The sequence below is a fragment of the Pseudomonas sp. F01002 genome, from assembly GCF_004402115.1.
In the GTDB taxonomy this organism is placed as follows: Bacteria; Pseudomonadota; Gammaproteobacteria; order Pseudomonadales; family Pseudomonadaceae; genus Aquipseudomonas; species Aquipseudomonas frigoris.
This window is the reverse complement of the sequence record NZ_SOPU01000081.1, coordinates 160,999-177,119: the sequence shown is the minus strand read 5'-3', so window position 1 is coordinate 177,119 and position 16,121 is coordinate 160,999. Positions and strand designations below refer to the sequence as shown.

Sequence of the window (16,121 nt, the reverse complement as noted above, 5' to 3'; positions counted from 1 at the left end):
TGCCAGTGCTGCGGAGCGCCGGAAGGCGCAGACACGGCCATTTGGCTATGTTCTAACATGCTGCCTTCCTCTCAAGTTTCCCCAAGCGAAAGACGTACGCATCCCCTGACGGGAATGGACGTTCCCGTCAGGGTTAGATTAATAAAAGATCCGTTACAACTGGACCTCTAGTCTCATTGAGACAGGTTTACTCAGAGTTCATGCGACGAAAGACCACGCAGAAGTCTGCCCGGTTTCCCGTGGGGTAATGTCCCAACCCCTATCCGAGTCATTACAGCCCGGCTTTCGCTTTCTCTGCGATCCCATACCCGCACAGCCAACAGCTCACCTTACGGCTCACCTGCCCGAAGGCAGCCATACGGGCTTACCACGTTCCCTGCCTGTCACACGACTGGGTTAGAGTCTGCCTATTCGCCGGCGACCTTATGTGACGACGTGTTCCGACCCTTGACCAGAACAACCGGTCGCATCACCTTTTTGGTTAATGCCTATCAGCAGATTAGGCACCGTAATGCTGACGACGTTTATTAGCAGTTCACTTGTGTTACCCATACCAGCCAGCCTAGCGCCTCAACCCGGTACTGCTCCGAGCATCTGCGCTCCACCTCACGGCGAAGACGCACCCATACGGGGGCTACATTGTTGGAAGAGCTTCACACCCCACCGTCACCAGTGACGCATGTCTTCCTAGGCTATCGTTGGTCGCACAACGAGTCCGCTGCCACTCCAAACAGGCAATGGCTGAACAATGACAGACAGAGCTTTCGCTCATGTCTCCGGTTTGATGTGAGCAGGGACTGCCGAGGCAGCATGCCCAAAGAATTGTTACCTCCTGTTTCAAAAGCAGGAGGGAACCCCAGCGGGGATTCTCTCCCGCATGGGTTTAGCCCTGAATAGGGCTGATGTGTAGTAGGCACTCCAATACCAGAAAATCCAGTACTGCGGTCGAGCTACCGAGCGCTAATCGACCTTGAGTTTGCCACCGCCGCTGCGGCAAGTCCTTGAAGGCATTGGACTTCTGGGAGGGTTTTGTTTCTTGGGGCTGGGTACCCAAGCTCTCGGCTCTCTTTCGAAAACCCTTCAAGATGACACTACACCTCGAAGTTTAGGAGACACGCCACGCGTGTCGCACCAAGGGCATGCATTCTAGTGGGTCAAACTCAAGAAGTCACCCTACTGAAAACGGGTAAAAAAGCAGCAGGCAATTTATAGGCGGGGACAAACGGTTGTGCCTCGCCCTGTTAGCAAATACAGCCAATCATGCCAGGGCTCTGCACCAATCCTTCTATATATAGAAGGCATCGGCAATCCATCCCTGACAGTCGACCCCACAAGGGGACCAACGGGCGAGCCAGCATCATCGAGAAACATAAATCCGACGATCCGAGCCGCCCTCTCGGCCCAGAACCTGCGGCCGCTTTGAAAATTCAGACTTCTAAAACAAAAACGGCGCAGCCCTTTTCAGGTGCTGCGCCGTTTTCTGCTATTAAATAGCTACTTGTAATGGTGCGGACGGAGAGACTCGAACTCTCACACCTTGCGGCGCTGGAACCTAAATCCAGTGTGTCTACCAATTCCACCACATCCGCATCAAGCTTTTAAAGCAAAGGCGCCAGACTGTTAATCTGGCGCCTTTCTAAATATGGGGTGGACGAAGGGGATCGAACCCTCGACAACGGGAGTCACAATCCCGTGCTCTACCAACTGAGCTACGCCCACCATATTGCCATGTTGCGCTACTTGTGCCAAAGCTGCCTAATGGCGCACCCGGCAGGACTCGAACCTGCGACCATCCGCTTAGAAGGCGGATGCTCTATCCAGCTGAGCTACGGGCGCCTTGTTAATCTGTATTCTTGGACGATTACAAACTAAGTGCTTTCAGTCTCACCGAATTAAACATCAACTCTGCTCGACCTTCTTAACCAGTGCTAGGCTGTGCCCGACAAGTGCGACGAATGTTATAGGTGACCCTGAAGGTCGTCAACTCTTTTTTAAAAAAAATTCATTTAATTAAAGGGGTTAGGGGAATTTGCAGACCAAGCGCCTTTGCCCTCACCTCATGACATGCGAGAATGCGTTCTCTTTTTTTCCCCTCTCGATGGTTAATCACGCGCAATGACTGCACAACTAATCGACGGCAAATCGATCGCCGCCAGCCTGCGCCAGCAGATCGCCAAACGCGTCAACGAGCGTCGCCAGCAAGGTCTGCGCACGCCCGGTCTCGCGGTGATCCTGGTCGGTAGCGATCCCGCCTCTCAGGTTTATGTCTCGCACAAGCGTAAAGACTGTGAAGAGGTCGGCTTCATTTCCCAAGCCTACGACCTGCCTTCCGAAACCACTCAAGAAGCGCTGACCGATCTGATCGATCGCCTGAACGACGACCCGGCGATTGATGGCGTTCTGCTTCAGCTTCCTTTACCTGAACACCTGGACGCCTCCAAATTGTTGGAACGCATTCGTCCAGACAAGGACGTCGACGGTTTCCACCCTTATAACGTCGGCCGCCTCGCCCAACGTATTCCGCTGCTGCGTCCATGCACCCCTAAAGGCATCATGACGTTGCTGGAAAGCACCGGTGTCGATCTCTACGGGATGGACGCAGTGGTTGTCGGGGCCTCCAACATTGTTGGCCGCCCGATGGCAATGGAATTGCTGCTGGCCGGCTGCACCGTGACCGTCACCCACCGCTTCACCAAGGATCTGGCGGGCCACGTCGGTCGCGCCGATCTGGTGGTGGTCGCCGCCGGCAAGCCGGGGCTGGTAAAGGGTGAGTGGATCAAGGAAGGCGCGATCGTGATCGACGTCGGCATCAATCGCCAGGAAGACGGCAAACTGGTTGGTGACGTGATCTACGACACCGCCCTGCCCCGCGCCGGCTGGATCACTCCAGTCCCGGGTGGCGTTGGCCCGATGACCCGCGCTTGCCTGCTGGAAAACACGCTGTACGCAGCCGAAACACTGCACAGCTGAGTTCGCATTTTCATGGCTGCGACGAACAAAGGAACCCCGCCATTGGCGGGGTTCTTTTTGCCTGAATTAAAAACTTTACCGCTCGCCGGAAACCTACTGCTTGTAGGGGTTTTCAAGGACTTTGACCTGTTCATTGAACAACCATCGACAGTTCTTCAGCCATACTCCTAAAATGCGTCGGTTTTAAAGAAACAACCCGTTACAGAACGGCTTATCCACACCTAACGAGTCTGCCAGCGTGAAAATCCGTCTTTCCATCCTGAGCCTATTTTTTGCATTTACAGGGACTTTCACCACGCCAATGGTCAACGCTGCCGACACCACTTCGGCGCCGCGAGATACGTCAACACTGAAGATCGCTTCCGGCAGTGCATTGCTGATGGATCTGCAGACCAACAAAGTCATCTATGCCAGCAATCCTGACGTGGTTGTGCCGATCGCTTCCGTCAGCAAACTGATGACCGGGCTGATCGTGGTTGAAGCCAGACAGAACATGGACGAATACCTGTCCATCAACATCAGCGACACGCCGGAAATGAAAGGCGTGTTCTCCCGCGTGAAACTCAACAGCGAAATGCCGCGCAGGGAAATGCTGCTGATTGCCCTGATGTCCTCGGAAAACCGCGCTGCCGCGAGCCTGGCCCATCACTATCCGGGCGGCTACGTTGCGTTCATTGCCGCAATGAATGCCAAAGCGAAAGCACTGGGCATGACCAGTACCCACTTTGTCGAACCCACCGGCCTCTCCCCTCGCAACGTGTCCACGGCCCGCGACCTGAGCAAACTGCTGATCGCTGCGCACAAGTACCCGCTGTTGACTGAGCTAAGTACCACCAAGGAAAAAACCGTCTCGTTCCGTAAACCCAACTACAGCCTGGGTTTCCGTAATACCGACCATTTGGTCAACAAGCCGAACTGGGACATCAAGCTGACGAAAACCGGCTTCACCAACGAGGCCGGTCACTGCCTGGTGCTGGTCACCAGCATGGCCAACCGCCCGGTTGCGCTGGTCATCCTCGATGCTTTCGGCAAGTACACACACTTTGCCGATGCCAGCCGTATTCGCAGCTGGGTGGAAACCGGCCAAGGCACGAACGTGCCGTCTGTAGCCTTGCAGTACAAATCCAACAAGAACCTCAAGCATCGTCAGAGCGGCGTGGTTGAAGCGTCGAAATAAGTAAACGACAGATGAAAGAAAGCCCCGACTATTCGGGGCTTTTTTCGTCCGGCGTCAGTCATTCGGCAGCGGCATCTGGTCGTCATCCGGAATGCCGTCCCCGGCATTCGGGTCATTCCAGCCCTGTGGATGCTCCGTCGGCACGACCACAGGCCTGGCCAAAGGATCCCTTAACGGGCTGTCCGGATCCATCACGGGGTCGATGTCTTTTTCGGGGCTGGTTGGAACGCTGTCCGGACGTTTGTCGTTGAAACTCGAATCGGTAGACATACGCACCTCACTAAGGCTCAGGATTTCAGATCGGCAAGTGGATCGTAAGGCTTCGCTGGAGCCTTGGTATTGTCGCCCGGCTTCACATCCCTGGGGGCCTTTGCAGGTCCGATGGGGTCGACCTGAGGATCAGCGAGGTCCGGCGAATCGGGATCGAACCCCAACTCATCGCCCGAAGAATGCTCAGACGAGTGCGGGCCGACGGGGGTAGTGGAATGTGCCATGGGCACCTCCTTTGAGTCTGGCCCGGAGAAATCCGGGCCCTACTTGCTTAGAGGTCGGCAAAGTGCAGGGGTGCCTGAAAGATGACGAACGGACTTATTGCGCGTTCAGCGCTTTCTTCGCCCTGGCGGCCGCCTGCTCCTGACCTGCCTGGGCAAGGTCGCTCGCGGCCTTGAGCCATCGCTGTTGATCGACATTGGCCGGCAGTTGATTCGGCTTCTGAATCAGCACGGCCCAGCCACCGGCATCCTTGAGCGCCGATTCAAACGAACCAAAGCCCATCAACTCCCGACGATTCATGCCCGAGCGCAGCAGCACTGTCTGTTTCTGACGGTTGTACCCGGCAAGAATGGCGTAACGCGGTTCAGCCCAGAACGCCGAGCCTTCCGTGAAACGCACCATTACCGGGTAACCGGCCGCAACCTGGGTCAACAGTGCAGGCAGATTGCTGTCGAGGGGATAGACGACCATGCCGTACTCGCGAGCGAGGTTCTGCATGTTCTGCTGCAACTGGGCTTTGGCACCCGGCAAATGCAACGGTTTTTCGAGCAAACCTGGCGTAATCACAATGCCTTGCTGGGACAACATGCTGGCCAGCACTTGCGGCCCACTCTGATTCGCCACGCCACGGTAAAACGTGCCACTGAGCTCGACTCGCTCCGGCAGGCGCTTGATTTCAGGCGCCACACTCCCCGCGCAGCCAGCCAGACCTGCAACGCAGCCAACGACCAGCACTAAAGATCGAATTCGAGAAAATACCCGCACCATCATCACTCTCTTGATTTAGACGCCAGGCGTTCACGCTCCCGGCTTGGCCGTCGATCATAGGACGCCGCGCGGCAGCGGTATAGCCTTAACCGGCAGATGATGGCATTCGATAGAGCGAACTGATTGGTGACAGCCGACCTTTGGTCAATAGCCTGAAACACAGCAGCGACTAGACTGTCATTTGCAAAGAGTGTGTGCCTGCAGCAGGGCGAAGAGGAGGCACTGATGAGCCTGACAATGACCATTGTGATGTTGATTTCTGGCTGGCTGGCCGTTGCCGCCGCCATGTTATGGGGAGTCCTGCGAATTACCCGCCGGCACCATCATCCGGCTCAGTCGGTGCCGGTAGCGCAAACCGATACAACCGATGCACACCACGTTACCGCGCACTGAACGACACCATTGTGTAGCGCAAACAAAAACGGCCGCCTGGGCTCTTTCGAGCACAGGCGGCCGTTTCGTTTAATGCAGATTAAGCTTCAGCGACTAAACGCTTCTGCTTTGCCCGGCGCGACATCATGTTCAAACCTTCGATCGTCGCCGAGAACGCCATGGCCGCATACACGTAGCCTTTCGGTACATGGGCGCCGAAGCCTTCGGCGATCAGCGTCATGCCGATCATGATCAGGAAGCCCAGCGCCAGCATCACCACCGTCGGGTTGTCGTTGATGAATTTGGCCAGAGGATCAGCCGCCAGCAACATCACCAGTACCGACACCACCACCGCGATGATCATGATCGGTAAATGCTCAGTCATGCCGACAGCGGTAATGATGCTGTCGATGGAGAACACCATGTCCAGCAGCAGGATCTGACCGATCGCAGCGGCAAAGCCCAAGGTCACGGTCGAGGTGGCCGACGTCGGATCATCCGGTGCAGGGTCCATGCTGTGATGGATCTCGGTGGTCGCCTTCCACAACAGGAACAGGCCGCCGGCAATCAGGATCATGTCCTTCCAGGAGAACGTCTGGCCGAAGATATCGATCACAGGCTCAGTCAACTGGACGATGAACGCGATGGTGCTCAGCAGCGCCAGTCGCAGGATCAGCGCCATGCCGATACCGATGCGCCGCGCCTTCTGCCGGTGCTGCTCGGGCAGTTTATTGGTCAGGATCGAAATGAAGATCAGGTTATCGATGCCGAGTACGATTTCCATGACGATCAACGTAGCCAGGGCAACCCAGGCGGTGGGGCTTGCAGCAAGTTCTAAAAGGTATTCCATGGGTCAGTCCTGACTCTTTTAAGACGGTTTAGATTTCCTGGGACGAAGATTCGGTTTTGTCCGTTTCTTTGGCCGGCTGTTCTTTCTTGCTGATCAGCCCGCCAGTGGCGTCACTGATTGCCTGCTCTGCGGCTTTGTGGGTGTCGTCGATCGCTTGTTTGGCGGTTTCGGCAGCCTTGCCCATCAGTTGCTGAGCGCTTTTTTCGGCCTGGTCACAACCGGCCAATACCAGTAAAGACGTGATCAACAGTGCCGTGGTTTTAAGCTTCATGATGCTTTCCTCGATAGAACAGACAGGGCCGAAAAGGCCGCCCGTCGATAGCGGGGCATTCTAGGGAGTCAAACACTTCAGGAAAATTCGTATTTCTAGCGGTTATACTTCGGTTTTTACGAATCCAGATCTGCGTACGCCGATCGCTTTACGTAGGAGCTGCCGCAGGCTGCGATCTTTTGATCTTCGCTTTTACAAACAAGATCAAAAGATCGCAGCCTGCGGCAGCTCCTACAGGTCATAAACATCATGTTGAATTACCGACAGCTTCATTACTTCTGGGTGGTGGCCAAGACCGGCAGCATCGTGCGCGCCTGCGAGCAGCTGAACCTGACGCCGCAGACCATCAGCGGGCAGATTTCCCTGCTCGAACAAACCTATGGCATTGAGCTGTTTCGCCGAGTTGGCCGACAACTGGAACTCACTGAAGCCGGCCGTCAGACCCTGCCCTACGCCGAGCAAATGTTTCAGCTGGGCGGCGAACTGGAGCTGATGCTGCGAGCTCAGCCCAACGAACAGCAGATTCTGTTTCGGGTTGGTGTGGCCGACGTGGTGCCCAAATCCATCGTCTATCGGCTGATTGCGCCGACCATGGAATTGAGCGAGCCGCTGCGCATCACCTGTCGCGAAGACAAACTCGAACGTTTGCTCGCCGATCTGGCGATCCAGCGTCTCGACCTGGTGATCTCCGACAGCCCGATGCCCTCGCACCTGGACATCAAGGGCTACAGCCAGAAACTCGGGGAATGCGGGATCAGCTTCTTCGCCACTGCTGAACTGGCGGCGCAATACGGTCAGGATTTCCCCCGCAGCCTGCACGGCGCACCGCTGCTGATTCCAGGGCCGGAGACCGTGGTGCGCAGTCGCTTGCAGCGCTGGTTTGCCGAGCAGCAGATCCAGCCGCGCATCGTCGGCGAGTTCGACGACAGCGCCTTGATGCAGGCTTTCGGCCAATCCGGTAGCGGGATCTTCATCGGCCCGAGCGTGATTGCCGACGAGGTGAAACGCCAATACGGTGTGGAGTTGATTGGCCAGACCGACGCGGTGACCGAGTCGTTCTACGCCATTTCGGTGGAACGCAAGGTCAAGCACCCCGGCATTGTCGCCATTACCGAAGGTGCCCGACGCGAGCTGTTCACCGAGATGTGAGGTGTCAGGCGCAGACTTCGCGGGGCTTGAAGGTCATCAGCGCGATGGCCAAGAGGATCGAGGCGAGGATAAAAGCGGCCGCCGCGAAACCAAGACCTTGCAGGCCTACACCGTCGATGACCCTACCGCCGATCATGGCGCCCAGGCCGATCCCGAGGTTAGCCCCGGCGATGTTCAGCGATGCCGCGAACGCCGGCGCTTCGGGTGCAGCCTTCATCAATCGCACATGGCTGACCAGGAACAACGCCGCCTGAGTCACGCCCCAAATCCCCATCGCCGCTGCCAGACCCAGCGGCGAATGAATGTTCGGCACCAATGCCACCAGGCCGGCGATCATGAACGCGCAGAACATCATCGAGGCGATCAACGGATGACGATCCACCGCGCGGCCGCCCAATGAGTTGCCGATCAAGCCGACCGCGCCGAAGCCCATCAGGCACCAGCCGACCAGCGTCCCGCTGAAACCGGCCAGTCGCTCAAGAATGTCCGCCAGATAAGTGTAAGCGGTAAACATGCCGCTAAACACCAGGATCGACAGCAGCACATGCCCCACCATCAGCGGGCTGCGCAAAATTTTGAATTGCGAACTGAAGCTCACTTGATGCTGATGCAGATTGGTTTTCGGCAGGTAGATAAACAGCAGCAATGCCTTGGCAAACGCGATCACCGCCAGAATGCCGAAGGCACTGCGCCAACCGAACGCATCGGAGATCAGTGTACCCACCGGAATGCCGAACACCGTGGCGCAGACAATCCCGAATCCGATCTTGGCGATGGCGCGGCCAGCGTAATCCGGGCCGACGATGTCTACCGCCGTCTCACTGGCCAGCGCCCAGAACACCGGCAGCCCCAACGCAGGGATCAATCGGGCGACGGACATCACCCAGATGTTCGGCGCAAACGCCGCGAGGGTGTTGGCCAGGCCGAACATGATCAGCACCGAGATGAACAATTTGCGGCGCTCGAACCGGGCGAAATACGCGGTCAGGAACGGCCCGAATGCGGCGACCGTGAAGGCGAACAAGGTCACCAGCAAACCCGCTTGCGGGATGGTGACTTCAAGGTCTCGAGCGATCGCCGGCAACAGGCCGACGATGATGAATTCCGTGGTCAGCACCGTGAAACCGGCGGCAGACAACAGAAGGATGGGCAACAGCATGCAGAACTCCAGAAAACGACGACACCAGCGATAGCCCGAAGGCCCACTGGCATGACTTGAAAATGAGGATGGCGAATCTTAACAGAGTGTTTCCGATCAGGGTTGCACGAACCTGCCGATCTCGTTGGCCCACGGGCGGCAGATCGTCACAGGTCTGAAGGATAAAGGCCACGCTGTGATAAAGTCCGCGCCCTGCGATACGTACACCCTGTTCATCGGCCATTGATTGGCATTGATGTCGCGATACCCCCGCACCTAAAAAAATCAGAGATGCCGTTTTATGACCGCTCCATCCCCTTCTCTATGGTTACGCCTGAAACGCTTAAGCCTGGTCACACAAATCATCATCGGCCTGATCGCCGGGATTGCCCTGGCCCTGTTCGCACCGGAGGTAGCGAAGTCCACCTCGTTTATCGGCAAAGTCTTCGTATCGGCGCTGAAAGCTGTCGCGCCGATTCTGGTGTTCGTGCTGGTCATGGCCTCGATTGCCAACCATAAGCACGGCCAGGAAACCCACATCCGGCCGATCCTGTTTCTGTATCTGCTGGGAACGTTAGCGGCGGCGGTGGTGGCCGTTGTCGCCAGTACGTTGTTCCCCTCGAGCCTGGTATTGGCGACTCACGACGTTGCGGTCACCGCGCCGGGCGGTATCAGTGAAGTGCTGCAAAGCCTGCTGTTGAGCGTGGTCGACAACCCGGTCAGCGCGCTGATGAATGCCAACTTCATCGGCATTCTGGCGTGGGCGATTGGGATGGGCGTTGCCATTCGCCATGCCGGTGACACCACTCGCGAGGTGCTCGGCGACTTGTCCAACGGCGTGACCCTGATCGTGCGCTTGGTGATCCGTTTCGCGCCGCTGGGGATCTTCGGCCTGGTGGCTTCGACCCTCGCCACCTCCGGTTTCGGTGCCTTGATCGGCTATGTGCATCTGCTGGCGGTGCTGCTGGGCTGCATGTTGTTTGTGGCGCTGGTGATGAACCCGGTCATCGTGTTCTGGAAACTGCGTCGCAACCCTTATCCACTGGTAATCACGTGCTTGCGCGAAAGCGGCATCACTGCATTTTTCACCCGCAGTTCGGCGGCGAACATTCCAGTCAATCTGGAACTGAGCAAGCGCCTGGGCCTGCACGAAGACACCTACTCGGTCTCGATCCCGCTCGGCGCGACCATCAACATGGCGGGCGCGGCGATCACCATTACCGTGCTGACCCTGGCCGCCGTGCATACGCTGGGCATCGCCGTGGACATTCCGACCGCCATCCTGCTGAGCATCGTCGCGGCGATCTGTGCCTGTGGCGCTTCGGGCGTGGCGGGCGGTTCGTTGCTGTTGATTCCACTGGCGTGCAGCCTGTTTGGCATCCCCAGTGAAATCGCCATGCAGGTGGTGGCCGTCGGGTTCATCATCGGTGTGCTGCAGGACTCGGCGGAAACCGCGCTGAACTCCTCCACCGACGTACTGTTTACGGCCGCCGCTTGCCTGGGTGAAGACGAGAAAGCCCAGCGATTGGCTTAACAAAGATCAAAAGATCGCAGCCTCGTTTCACTCGACAGCTCCTACAGGCGGTACGCATCTCAATGTAGGAGCTGTCGAGTGAAACGAGGCTGCGATCTTTTGATTCACCAAAAAAAAGCCCGCCAAGGCGCGAACCTTGGCGGGCTTTTTTACGCTGGGAGGTTTAGAACGCGCCCATGTAATCGCGCTTGCCCACTTCCACACCGTTGTGACGCAGCAGTGCGTAGGTGGTGGTGACGTGGAAGAAGAATTGCGGCAGACCGTAGCTCAGCAGGTAAGCCTGGCCAGTGAAGCGCTTCTCTTTCGGCGTGCCCTGACGGGTGATGATTTCGATGCCTTCCTTGCCGTCGATCTGTTCCGGTTTGATCTCGCCGATGAAGGCCAGCACTTTGGCGATCAGCGCTTGCAGTTCGGCGAAGGTGGTTTCGGTGTCGTCGTATTTCGGCAGTTCAACTTCGGCCAGACGCGCGGAAACGCCCTTGGCGAAATCAACGGCGATCTGCACCTGACGGACCAGCGGGAACATGTCCGGGTACAGACGGGCTTGCAGGAAAGCGTTTGGATCGATGTTCTTGGCAGTGGCGTGGGCTTCGGCCTTGTTCAAAACGTCGCTCAGGGCGTTGAGCATTTGTTTGAAAACCGGGACGGAAGCGGCGTACAGGGAAATAGTCATGGCAATCTCGTGTTGTGACAGGAGGGAAACGTGGGGCGATTATAGCCATGCGCGGCCCCCCTGCGGCGGGTCTTTTATCCGGTGGGGAAACGCAGCGCACCTCTGAACGATCTGCGCACGTTAGCCCCTTGCCGGCATGAAAACTTCAACTTCGTCAGTGTTTTTCTGCACTCGCCGACAGACCAGCCTTCGATTGAGTGAACCGGTAAAACAGATTGGGCTCGCTCACGATGTAAAGCTCGCCTGCGCTGTCCATGGTCATGCCTTCGGCTTGCGGCAGCGTATGTTTGAGGTCCCCCGCCAAGGCGCGCAGGGAGAGAATACTGACGAAGTTACCCTGCTGGTCCAGTTCGGTCAGGTTGCTGGACTGTTCGCTCAGCAACAGTAAGTGGCCGGTCCGAGGATCGTAGTAACCCTCGGAAAGGTCTTTGCTGAAAACGCTGCGGTCGACCCAGGTCGTCAAGTCCTTGATACGGATCTGCATTTGGTTGCCAATGGAGCCGAGCATGCCGGTGACTGAGTACAGTTGCCGCGGATCACGCTCCTTGATGGCGAAGATGCGGTCATTGGCCGGGTCATAGGTCACACCTTCAAACCCCTTGTTATGCTCGCTCAGATTGATCTCAATGGCGAGAGATTGGGTTTGCTCTGCACGGATGGGGCCAGGGGTGTCCGGCAGGGTAAAAATGTGCAGCCGCTGCAACCGTTCATCAACGATGACCACCCGCCCTTTGCCCATGTAAGCAATGCCTTCGGTGTCCTGGAAACCGATCAAGGGGTAGCGTTCGAGCAAATCGCCGTCACGGGTCAGCGCCAGAATTTCCATAGGCACACCATTGGTGATACCCAAAAAGCGGTCGTGCTCAGGGTCATAGGCGATACCGGAGATATCGGTGATGCCCGGGATCGGTTTGCCGTCGATCGCGACCTTGTAGTCTGGCAGCCAGATATTTTTGTCTGGCGCCTGATTGCCATACCAGCTGTTATGCCAGTGCGCGTACAACTGCCCGTGCCAGCCAAAATGAACGGAAACCACGCTAATGCCGACCAGCGCGGCGATCAGCAGAACTCCAGCCTTCCATGTTTTACTCATGTTTTTTTCTGGTCCCAAGTAAATCGATAGACATTGACGGGTTGTCCCGGACGGCATTGGCCGTTATCGGCATCGGCGCCGACGATCGACCAGTGTGCACGGGAGGTTTCGCCCAACTCATGCGCGGCCTGGGGATTGAAACACTGGCTCAACAGCTCGTCGGGGACCAAGGCGTATGCCTGAGGGTGTTCGCGCAGCCACAGTGCCGCCTGCTCGACGGTGGAGCCGACCATCCCGAAGTGCACGATCGGTTGTCGTGCGAACAGCCAATGGCCCTCGCGCCAATTGACCAACACCAGGTCGGCGCCTTGAGTCATGGTCGCCGCCTGCGCCATGATCGCCTCATGAGGGTTGGGACCGTCCTTGATCGGCTCGATGAAACCGCGGGCAATCCAAAGCGCAAACCAGGTCACGACCAGTGCCTGGAATACTCGCCGACCACGCGGACGCTGACTGAACCAGCGCTTGAGCAACCAGGGAATCAGCGGTGCAGCCACCAGCACCAGCCCAGGCTGCGCCGGGTAGATGTACAACTTGCGCTTGCCGCTGCTGATACAGAAAAACAGTACCACCAGCACGACCCAGCCCAGCAGCACCAGCACTCGGCCGTCGCGCTTGTGCAGTTGCCGGCGCCAAGCGGGCACCAACCACGGCAACGCGAGTACCAGCGGCAGCCAATATTGCGGGATCACGTGAACGAAGAAATACCAGAACGGCTCGCGATGGTCCCAGGCAGCGGCATAGCGTCCCGCGGTCTGGCGCAGCAGAATTTCTCGCGCATAGGCGACTTCGTCAGCAGTGCCATTGATCGCGATGGACAAGGCCAAGGGCAGTAACCAGATCGCGATGGCGCCCAGCATGACCAACAGTCCCAGCAGCCACTTGCGCGCCTCGCCCGGCATGGCCACCACACCGGGCCAACCTTTGCGCACCGCGTAGGCATACGGAATCAGCATCAGGGCCGGGACGAAGCCAACCCCTTTGGTGATCACACCAATACCCATGGCGGCGCAACCCAGGTAAAACCAGCGCCAGGCCGGCCCGAGCAACAGGTGCCGCGCCAGACCGTACATACCCACGGAGGTGAACAGAATCAAAAAGCTATCGATCTGGCCGGTCTGCAGGATGCTATAGGTCTGATAAGTCGCCAGGTACAAGAGCGCCGCCATCCGACCGGCACGTTGATGCCATAACCGTCGAGCCAGATCATAGACCACTGCGGTGACCGTCACGGCCGATAGAAGACCCGGCAGATACAAGGCGATAGCGGGTTTACCGGTGAGCCAGGCGAAGAACGCCACCGTCCACATGAAAATCGGCGGTTTGTCGCCGTAGATCTCTGCCGCACGGTGTGGAATCAGCCACGAGCCGTGCTGCAACATCTCGAGCGCAACGCCAAGGAATCGCTCCTCGTCGACATTCTGCGGCTGACGTAGCCCCAGCCCGGCACCGATCAAAACCAGGGCGAGTAACATCAAACCCAGGCATTCGACCCGGGGTGATAACGTTCTGCGCATGACTCAGTCCTTTAAGTGTTTGCTGCGGGCAATCAACTGCAAATTGCGCAGATAAACGATCGAGCCAAAGGCTTGACCGGCAATGAACACCGGGTCCTCCCGGTAAATGGCATAAGCGAGCAGCAGGGCGCTACCGACGATGCTCAGGTACCAGAAACTCACTGGAATCACACTGCGTTTCTTGTATTCGCTGTACAGCCACTGCAAGACGAAGCGACCGGTAAAGGCTATCTGGCCGGCGAAGCCGACCACCAGCCACAGGGTTTCACGGGAGAGATTCATCCTTCGATTTCCTGCGCATTGGCGTTCAGGCGCGTGCGCCGGATCAGCCACCAGACGCCGATCAGGTCGAGAATGCCCACCAGGGCACGGTCGAGGTTGCCGTATTTGGAGACCCCGGAGGTGCGGTGACGGTGGTTGACCGGATGGGTGATCATTCGGCCGTTGTGGCGCTGGATCAGTGCAGGAATGAACCGATGCATATGATCGAAGTACGGCAGGCGCAGAAACGCCGCCCGCTCGATCAGTTTCAATCCGCAACCGGTGTCCGGTGTCTGGTCCTTGAGCATGCGGCTGCGCAAACCATTGGCAAACCGTGAAGCCCAGCGCTTGCTCGCGTTGTCGCGGCGGTTGACCCGGTGCCCGGCCACCAGCTGAAGCCCGTCCATCCCCTGTCCACCACGCACCAAGGCCAACATCCCGGGGATGTCCGCAGGATCGTTCTGGCCGTCGCCATCGAGCGTGGCCAGCCACTGCCCCTTGGCAGCCAGTGCTGCATGGTAAAGCGAGGTACTTTGCCCAAGCGAACGCTCATGACGCAGGATACGCAGCGTGCTCAGGCCGCTGTTTTTGAGCTGCCGCAATTCGTGCAAGGTGGCATCGGTACTGCCATCGTCCACGACGATGATTTCGTACGCCTCGTCGGCCAAGGCCGTGCGCACTTCTTCAATCAAGGGCTTTAAGTTGTTCGCTTCGTTTTTTGCCGGAATCAGTACAGATACAAAAATTTCATGACTCATAGGGTCCCCCCTTTATTCCTTGGTTTCTTTTTATCAAGGGCGAACATTTCATCTCCCATAAAAGTGGCGATACCACTTCACAAATTCCGCTACACCCGCTTCCACCGTCACCTGAGGGTGGAAGTCGACCCATTGGGTCAATGCCGACACGTCAGCCCAAGTCTTGACCACATCGCCAGGCTGCAGTGGTAGAAAGTTGCGCTGCGCTTTGGTCCCCAGCGCCGATTCCAGACAATCGACGAACTCTAGCAGAGCTACCGGCATACCACGCCCGATGTTGAAAATCCGGTTAACGCCGTCGCCCTCCCCGTCCGGGATCGGCGGCCGTGGGCGCAGACGGGCGATGCTTTCGACAATGTCGTCGATGTAAGTGAAGTCGCGCGCCATCTGGCCGTGGTTATAGATATCGATCGGCAGGCCGTTGAGGATCGCTTCGGTGAACTTGAACAGCGCCATGTCGGGGCGCCCCCAAGGTCCGTAAACGGTAAAAAAGCGTAGGCCGCTGGCCTTCAGACCATACAAATGACAGTAGCTGTGAGCCATCAACTCATTGGCACGTTTGCTGGCCGCGTACAGTGAAATGGGGTGATCGACAGCGTCTTCGACACTGAACGGCATTTTGCTGTTGGTACCGTACACCGAGCTGCTTGATGCATAGATCAGGTGCTCGGGGCGATAGTGACGGCACGCTTCCAGCACATTCAGAAAACCCACCAGGTTCGATTCCGCGTAGACGTCCGGGTTGTCCAGTGAATAGCGAACACCCGCCTGGGCCGCCAGGTGCACAACGTCGGTAAAACGATGTTCTTTGAACAACGTCATCAATGCCGGTTTGTCGACGATATCCAGGGTCTGAAAACGAAAGCCTGGCAAGGACGCAAGCTCGTTGAGCCGTGCGCGTTTAAGCTCAACGCTGTAATAGTCGTTGAGGTTGTCGATACCGATGACTTCAAGACCTTCCAGGCACAAACGCTTAACAGTGTGATACCCGATGAAACCGGCAGCGCCAGTGACCAGAACGGTCATAGGGAGTACGCGCCGGTCAGCGCACTGTTTTTGGCCAATACCCACGTCAGCTTCATGCTTTGCTCCCTAGTC

16 protein-coding genes, 3 tRNA genes and 1 pseudogene are annotated in these 16,121 nt (G+C 57.5%); 5 read left to right on the top strand and 15 right to left on the bottom strand.

Features of this window, described 5'->3' with window-relative positions; genetic code table 11:
• Positions 1–1,504: 1,504 nt before the first annotated feature.
• From E3W21_RS31050 to E3W21_RS31040, 3 genes are all read right to left on the bottom strand, one after another.
• A tRNA-Leu gene (locus tag E3W21_RS31050) sits at positions 1,505–1,589 on the bottom strand.
• A gap of 54 nt (positions 1,590–1,643) precedes the next feature.
• Positions 1,644–1,719: transfer RNA gene (locus E3W21_RS31045), tRNA-His, on the bottom strand.
• Between the two features lie 40 nt (positions 1,720–1,759).
• A tRNA-Arg gene (locus E3W21_RS31040) sits at positions 1,760–1,836 on the bottom strand.
• A 279-nt stretch (positions 1,837–2,115) separates the two neighbouring features.
• Between E3W21_RS31040 and folD the strand changes: the two genes are divergently transcribed.
• Entirely contained in the window at positions 2,116–2,970 is an 855-nt protein-coding gene (folD, locus tag E3W21_RS31035) for a bifunctional methylenetetrahydrofolate dehydrogenase/methenyltetrahydrofolate cyclohydrolase FolD (RefSeq protein WP_008148421.1), read from the top strand.
• Between the two features lie 238 nt (positions 2,971–3,208).
• Positions 3,209–4,147 (top strand): D-alanyl-D-alanine endopeptidase, encoded by a 939-nt coding sequence (gene pbpG, locus E3W21_RS31030; RefSeq protein WP_134423610.1) that lies wholly within the window; start codon positions 3,209–3,211, stop codon positions 4,145–4,147.
• A gap of 54 nt (positions 4,148–4,201) precedes the next feature.
• Here the strand turns inward: pbpG and E3W21_RS31025 are convergent, their stop codons facing one another.
• From E3W21_RS31025 to E3W21_RS31015, 3 genes and pseudogenes are all read right to left on the bottom strand, one after another.
• Complete coding sequence (locus E3W21_RS31025) at positions 4,202–4,417, bottom strand: hypothetical protein (protein WP_129437031.1); 216 nt, start codon at positions 4,415–4,417, stop codon at positions 4,202–4,204.
• 17 nt (positions 4,418–4,434) lie between these two features.
• Positions 4,435–4,641, bottom strand: a complete 207-nt coding sequence (locus E3W21_RS31020) for a DUF6021 family protein (protein ID WP_134423608.1) — start codon at positions 4,639–4,641, stop codon at positions 4,435–4,437.
• 94 nt (positions 4,642–4,735) lie between these two features.
• Positions 4,736–5,465, bottom strand: a pseudogene (locus tag E3W21_RS31015) (peptidase C39 family protein).
• A gap of 167 nt (positions 5,466–5,632) precedes the next feature.
• Between E3W21_RS31015 and E3W21_RS31335 the strand changes: the two are divergent.
• Positions 5,633–5,800, top strand: a complete 168-nt coding sequence (locus E3W21_RS31335; protein WP_166793888.1) for a hypothetical protein — start codon at positions 5,633–5,635, stop codon at positions 5,798–5,800.
• Positions 5,801–5,879: 79 nt separating this feature from the next.
• Here E3W21_RS31335 and E3W21_RS31010 read toward each other — a convergent pair whose 3' ends face one another.
• Positions 5,880–6,629 carry a TerC family protein gene (locus tag E3W21_RS31010; protein WP_129437033.1) on the bottom strand — a complete coding sequence of 250 codons (750 nt, stop codon included), beginning with the start codon at positions 6,627–6,629 and terminating at the stop codon, positions 5,880–5,882.
• A 28-nt stretch (positions 6,630–6,657) separates the two neighbouring features.
• Positions 6,658–6,900, bottom strand: coding sequence for a hypothetical protein (locus E3W21_RS31005; RefSeq protein WP_008148410.1), 243 nt, complete (start codon positions 6,898–6,900; stop codon positions 6,658–6,660).
• 249 nt (positions 6,901–7,149) lie between these two features.
• Between E3W21_RS31005 and nhaR the strand changes: the two genes are divergently transcribed.
• Positions 7,150–8,049 carry a transcriptional activator NhaR gene (nhaR, locus tag E3W21_RS30995; protein ID WP_033057311.1) on the top strand — a complete coding sequence of 300 codons (900 nt, stop codon included), beginning with the start codon at positions 7,150–7,152 and terminating at the stop codon, positions 8,047–8,049.
• Between the two features lie 4 nt (positions 8,050–8,053).
• On the opposite strand, the gene E3W21_RS30990 is transcribed toward nhaR, so the two are convergent.
• The gene (locus E3W21_RS30990) at positions 8,054–9,208 is read right to left on the bottom strand and encodes an MFS transporter (protein ID WP_129437034.1); all 1,155 of its coding nucleotides are present in this window, start codon (positions 9,206–9,208) and stop codon (positions 8,054–8,056) included.
• 280 nt (positions 9,209–9,488) lie between these two features.
• Between E3W21_RS30990 and sstT the strand changes: the two genes are divergently transcribed.
• Positions 9,489–10,721, top strand: coding sequence for a serine/threonine transporter SstT (gene sstT, locus E3W21_RS30985; protein ID WP_134423604.1), 1,233 nt, complete (start codon positions 9,489–9,491; stop codon positions 10,719–10,721).
• A 163-nt stretch (positions 10,722–10,884) separates the two neighbouring features.
• On the opposite strand, the gene E3W21_RS30980 is transcribed toward sstT, so the two are convergent.
• The 6 genes from E3W21_RS30980 to E3W21_RS30955 form a co-directional block, all read right to left on the bottom strand.
• Positions 10,885–11,394, bottom strand: coding sequence for a DUF1993 family protein (locus E3W21_RS30980; RefSeq protein ID WP_008148402.1), 510 nt, complete (start codon positions 11,392–11,394; stop codon positions 10,885–10,887).
• A 154-nt stretch (positions 11,395–11,548) separates the two neighbouring features.
• Positions 11,549–12,487: an SdiA-regulated domain-containing protein gene (locus E3W21_RS30975; RefSeq protein WP_134423602.1), complete on the bottom strand. Its 939-nt coding sequence runs from the start codon at positions 12,485–12,487 to the stop codon at positions 11,549–11,551.
• Positions 12,484–14,004 carry a glycosyltransferase family 39 protein gene (locus tag E3W21_RS30970; RefSeq protein ID WP_134423600.1) on the bottom strand — a complete coding sequence of 507 codons (1,521 nt, stop codon included), beginning with the start codon at positions 14,002–14,004 and terminating at the stop codon, positions 12,484–12,486. The genes E3W21_RS30975 and E3W21_RS30970 overlap by 4 nt, the downstream gene beginning before the upstream one ends.
• A gap of 3 nt (positions 14,005–14,007) precedes the next feature.
• On the bottom strand, positions 14,008–14,286 hold the full coding sequence (locus E3W21_RS30965) for a lipid-A-disaccharide synthase N-terminal domain-containing protein (RefSeq protein WP_008148397.1): 279 nt from the start codon (positions 14,284–14,286) through the stop codon (positions 14,008–14,010).
• On the bottom strand, positions 14,283–15,023 hold the full coding sequence (locus E3W21_RS30960; protein ID WP_129437038.1) for a glycosyltransferase family 2 protein: 741 nt from the start codon (positions 15,021–15,023) through the stop codon (positions 14,283–14,285). The genes E3W21_RS30965 and E3W21_RS30960 overlap by 4 nt, the downstream gene beginning before the upstream one ends.
• Before the next feature lie 48 nt (positions 15,024–15,071).
• Positions 15,072–16,049: an NAD-dependent epimerase gene (locus E3W21_RS30955; RefSeq protein ID WP_134423598.1), complete on the bottom strand. Its 978-nt coding sequence runs from the start codon at positions 16,047–16,049 to the stop codon at positions 15,072–15,074.
• Positions 16,050–16,121 lie beyond the last annotated feature (72 nt).

Excerpts from the sequence above, each read along its gene's own strand:
- folD (WP_008148421.1), top strand. The coding sequence starts at position 2,116 with ATGACTGCACAACTAATCGACGGCAAATCGATCGCCGCCAGCCTGCGC.
- E3W21_RS31025 (WP_129437031.1), bottom strand. The coding sequence starts at position 4,417 with ATGTCTACCGATTCGAGTTTCAACGACAAACGTCCGGACAGCGTTCCA.
- E3W21_RS31020 (WP_134423608.1), bottom strand. The coding sequence starts at position 4,641 with ATGGCACATTCCACTACCCCCGTCGGCCCGCACTCGTCTGAGCATTCT.
- E3W21_RS31335 (WP_166793888.1), top strand. The coding sequence starts at position 5,633 with ATGAGCCTGACAATGACCATTGTGATGTTGATTTCTGGCTGGCTGGCC.
- E3W21_RS31010 (WP_129437033.1), bottom strand. The coding sequence starts at position 6,629 with ATGGAATACCTTTTAGAACTTGCTGCAAGCCCCACCGCCTGGGTTGCC.
- E3W21_RS31005 (WP_008148410.1), bottom strand. The coding sequence starts at position 6,900 with ATGAAGCTTAAAACCACGGCACTGTTGATCACGTCTTTACTGGTATTG.
- nhaR (WP_033057311.1), top strand. The coding sequence starts at position 7,150 with ATGTTGAATTACCGACAGCTTCATTACTTCTGGGTGGTGGCCAAGACC.
- E3W21_RS30990 (WP_129437034.1), bottom strand. The coding sequence starts at position 9,208 with ATGCTGTTGCCCATCCTTCTGTTGTCTGCCGCCGGTTTCACGGTGCTG.
- sstT (WP_134423604.1), top strand. The coding sequence starts at position 9,489 with ATGACCGCTCCATCCCCTTCTCTATGGTTACGCCTGAAACGCTTAAGC.
- E3W21_RS30980 (WP_008148402.1), bottom strand. The coding sequence starts at position 11,394 with ATGACTATTTCCCTGTACGCCGCTTCCGTCCCGGTTTTCAAACAAATG.
- E3W21_RS30975 (WP_134423602.1), bottom strand. The coding sequence starts at position 12,487 with ATGAGTAAAACATGGAAGGCTGGAGTTCTGCTGATCGCCGCGCTGGTC.
- E3W21_RS30970 (WP_134423600.1), bottom strand. The coding sequence starts at position 14,004 with ATGCGCAGAACGTTATCACCCCGGGTCGAATGCCTGGGTTTGATGTTA.
- E3W21_RS30965 (WP_008148397.1), bottom strand. The coding sequence starts at position 14,286 with ATGAATCTCTCCCGTGAAACCCTGTGGCTGGTGGTCGGCTTCGCCGGC.
- E3W21_RS30960 (WP_129437038.1), bottom strand. The coding sequence starts at position 15,023 with ATGAGTCATGAAATTTTTGTATCTGTACTGATTCCGGCAAAAAACGAA.
- E3W21_RS30955 (WP_134423598.1), bottom strand. The coding sequence starts at position 16,049 with ATGACCGTTCTGGTCACTGGCGCTGCCGGTTTCATCGGGTATCACACT.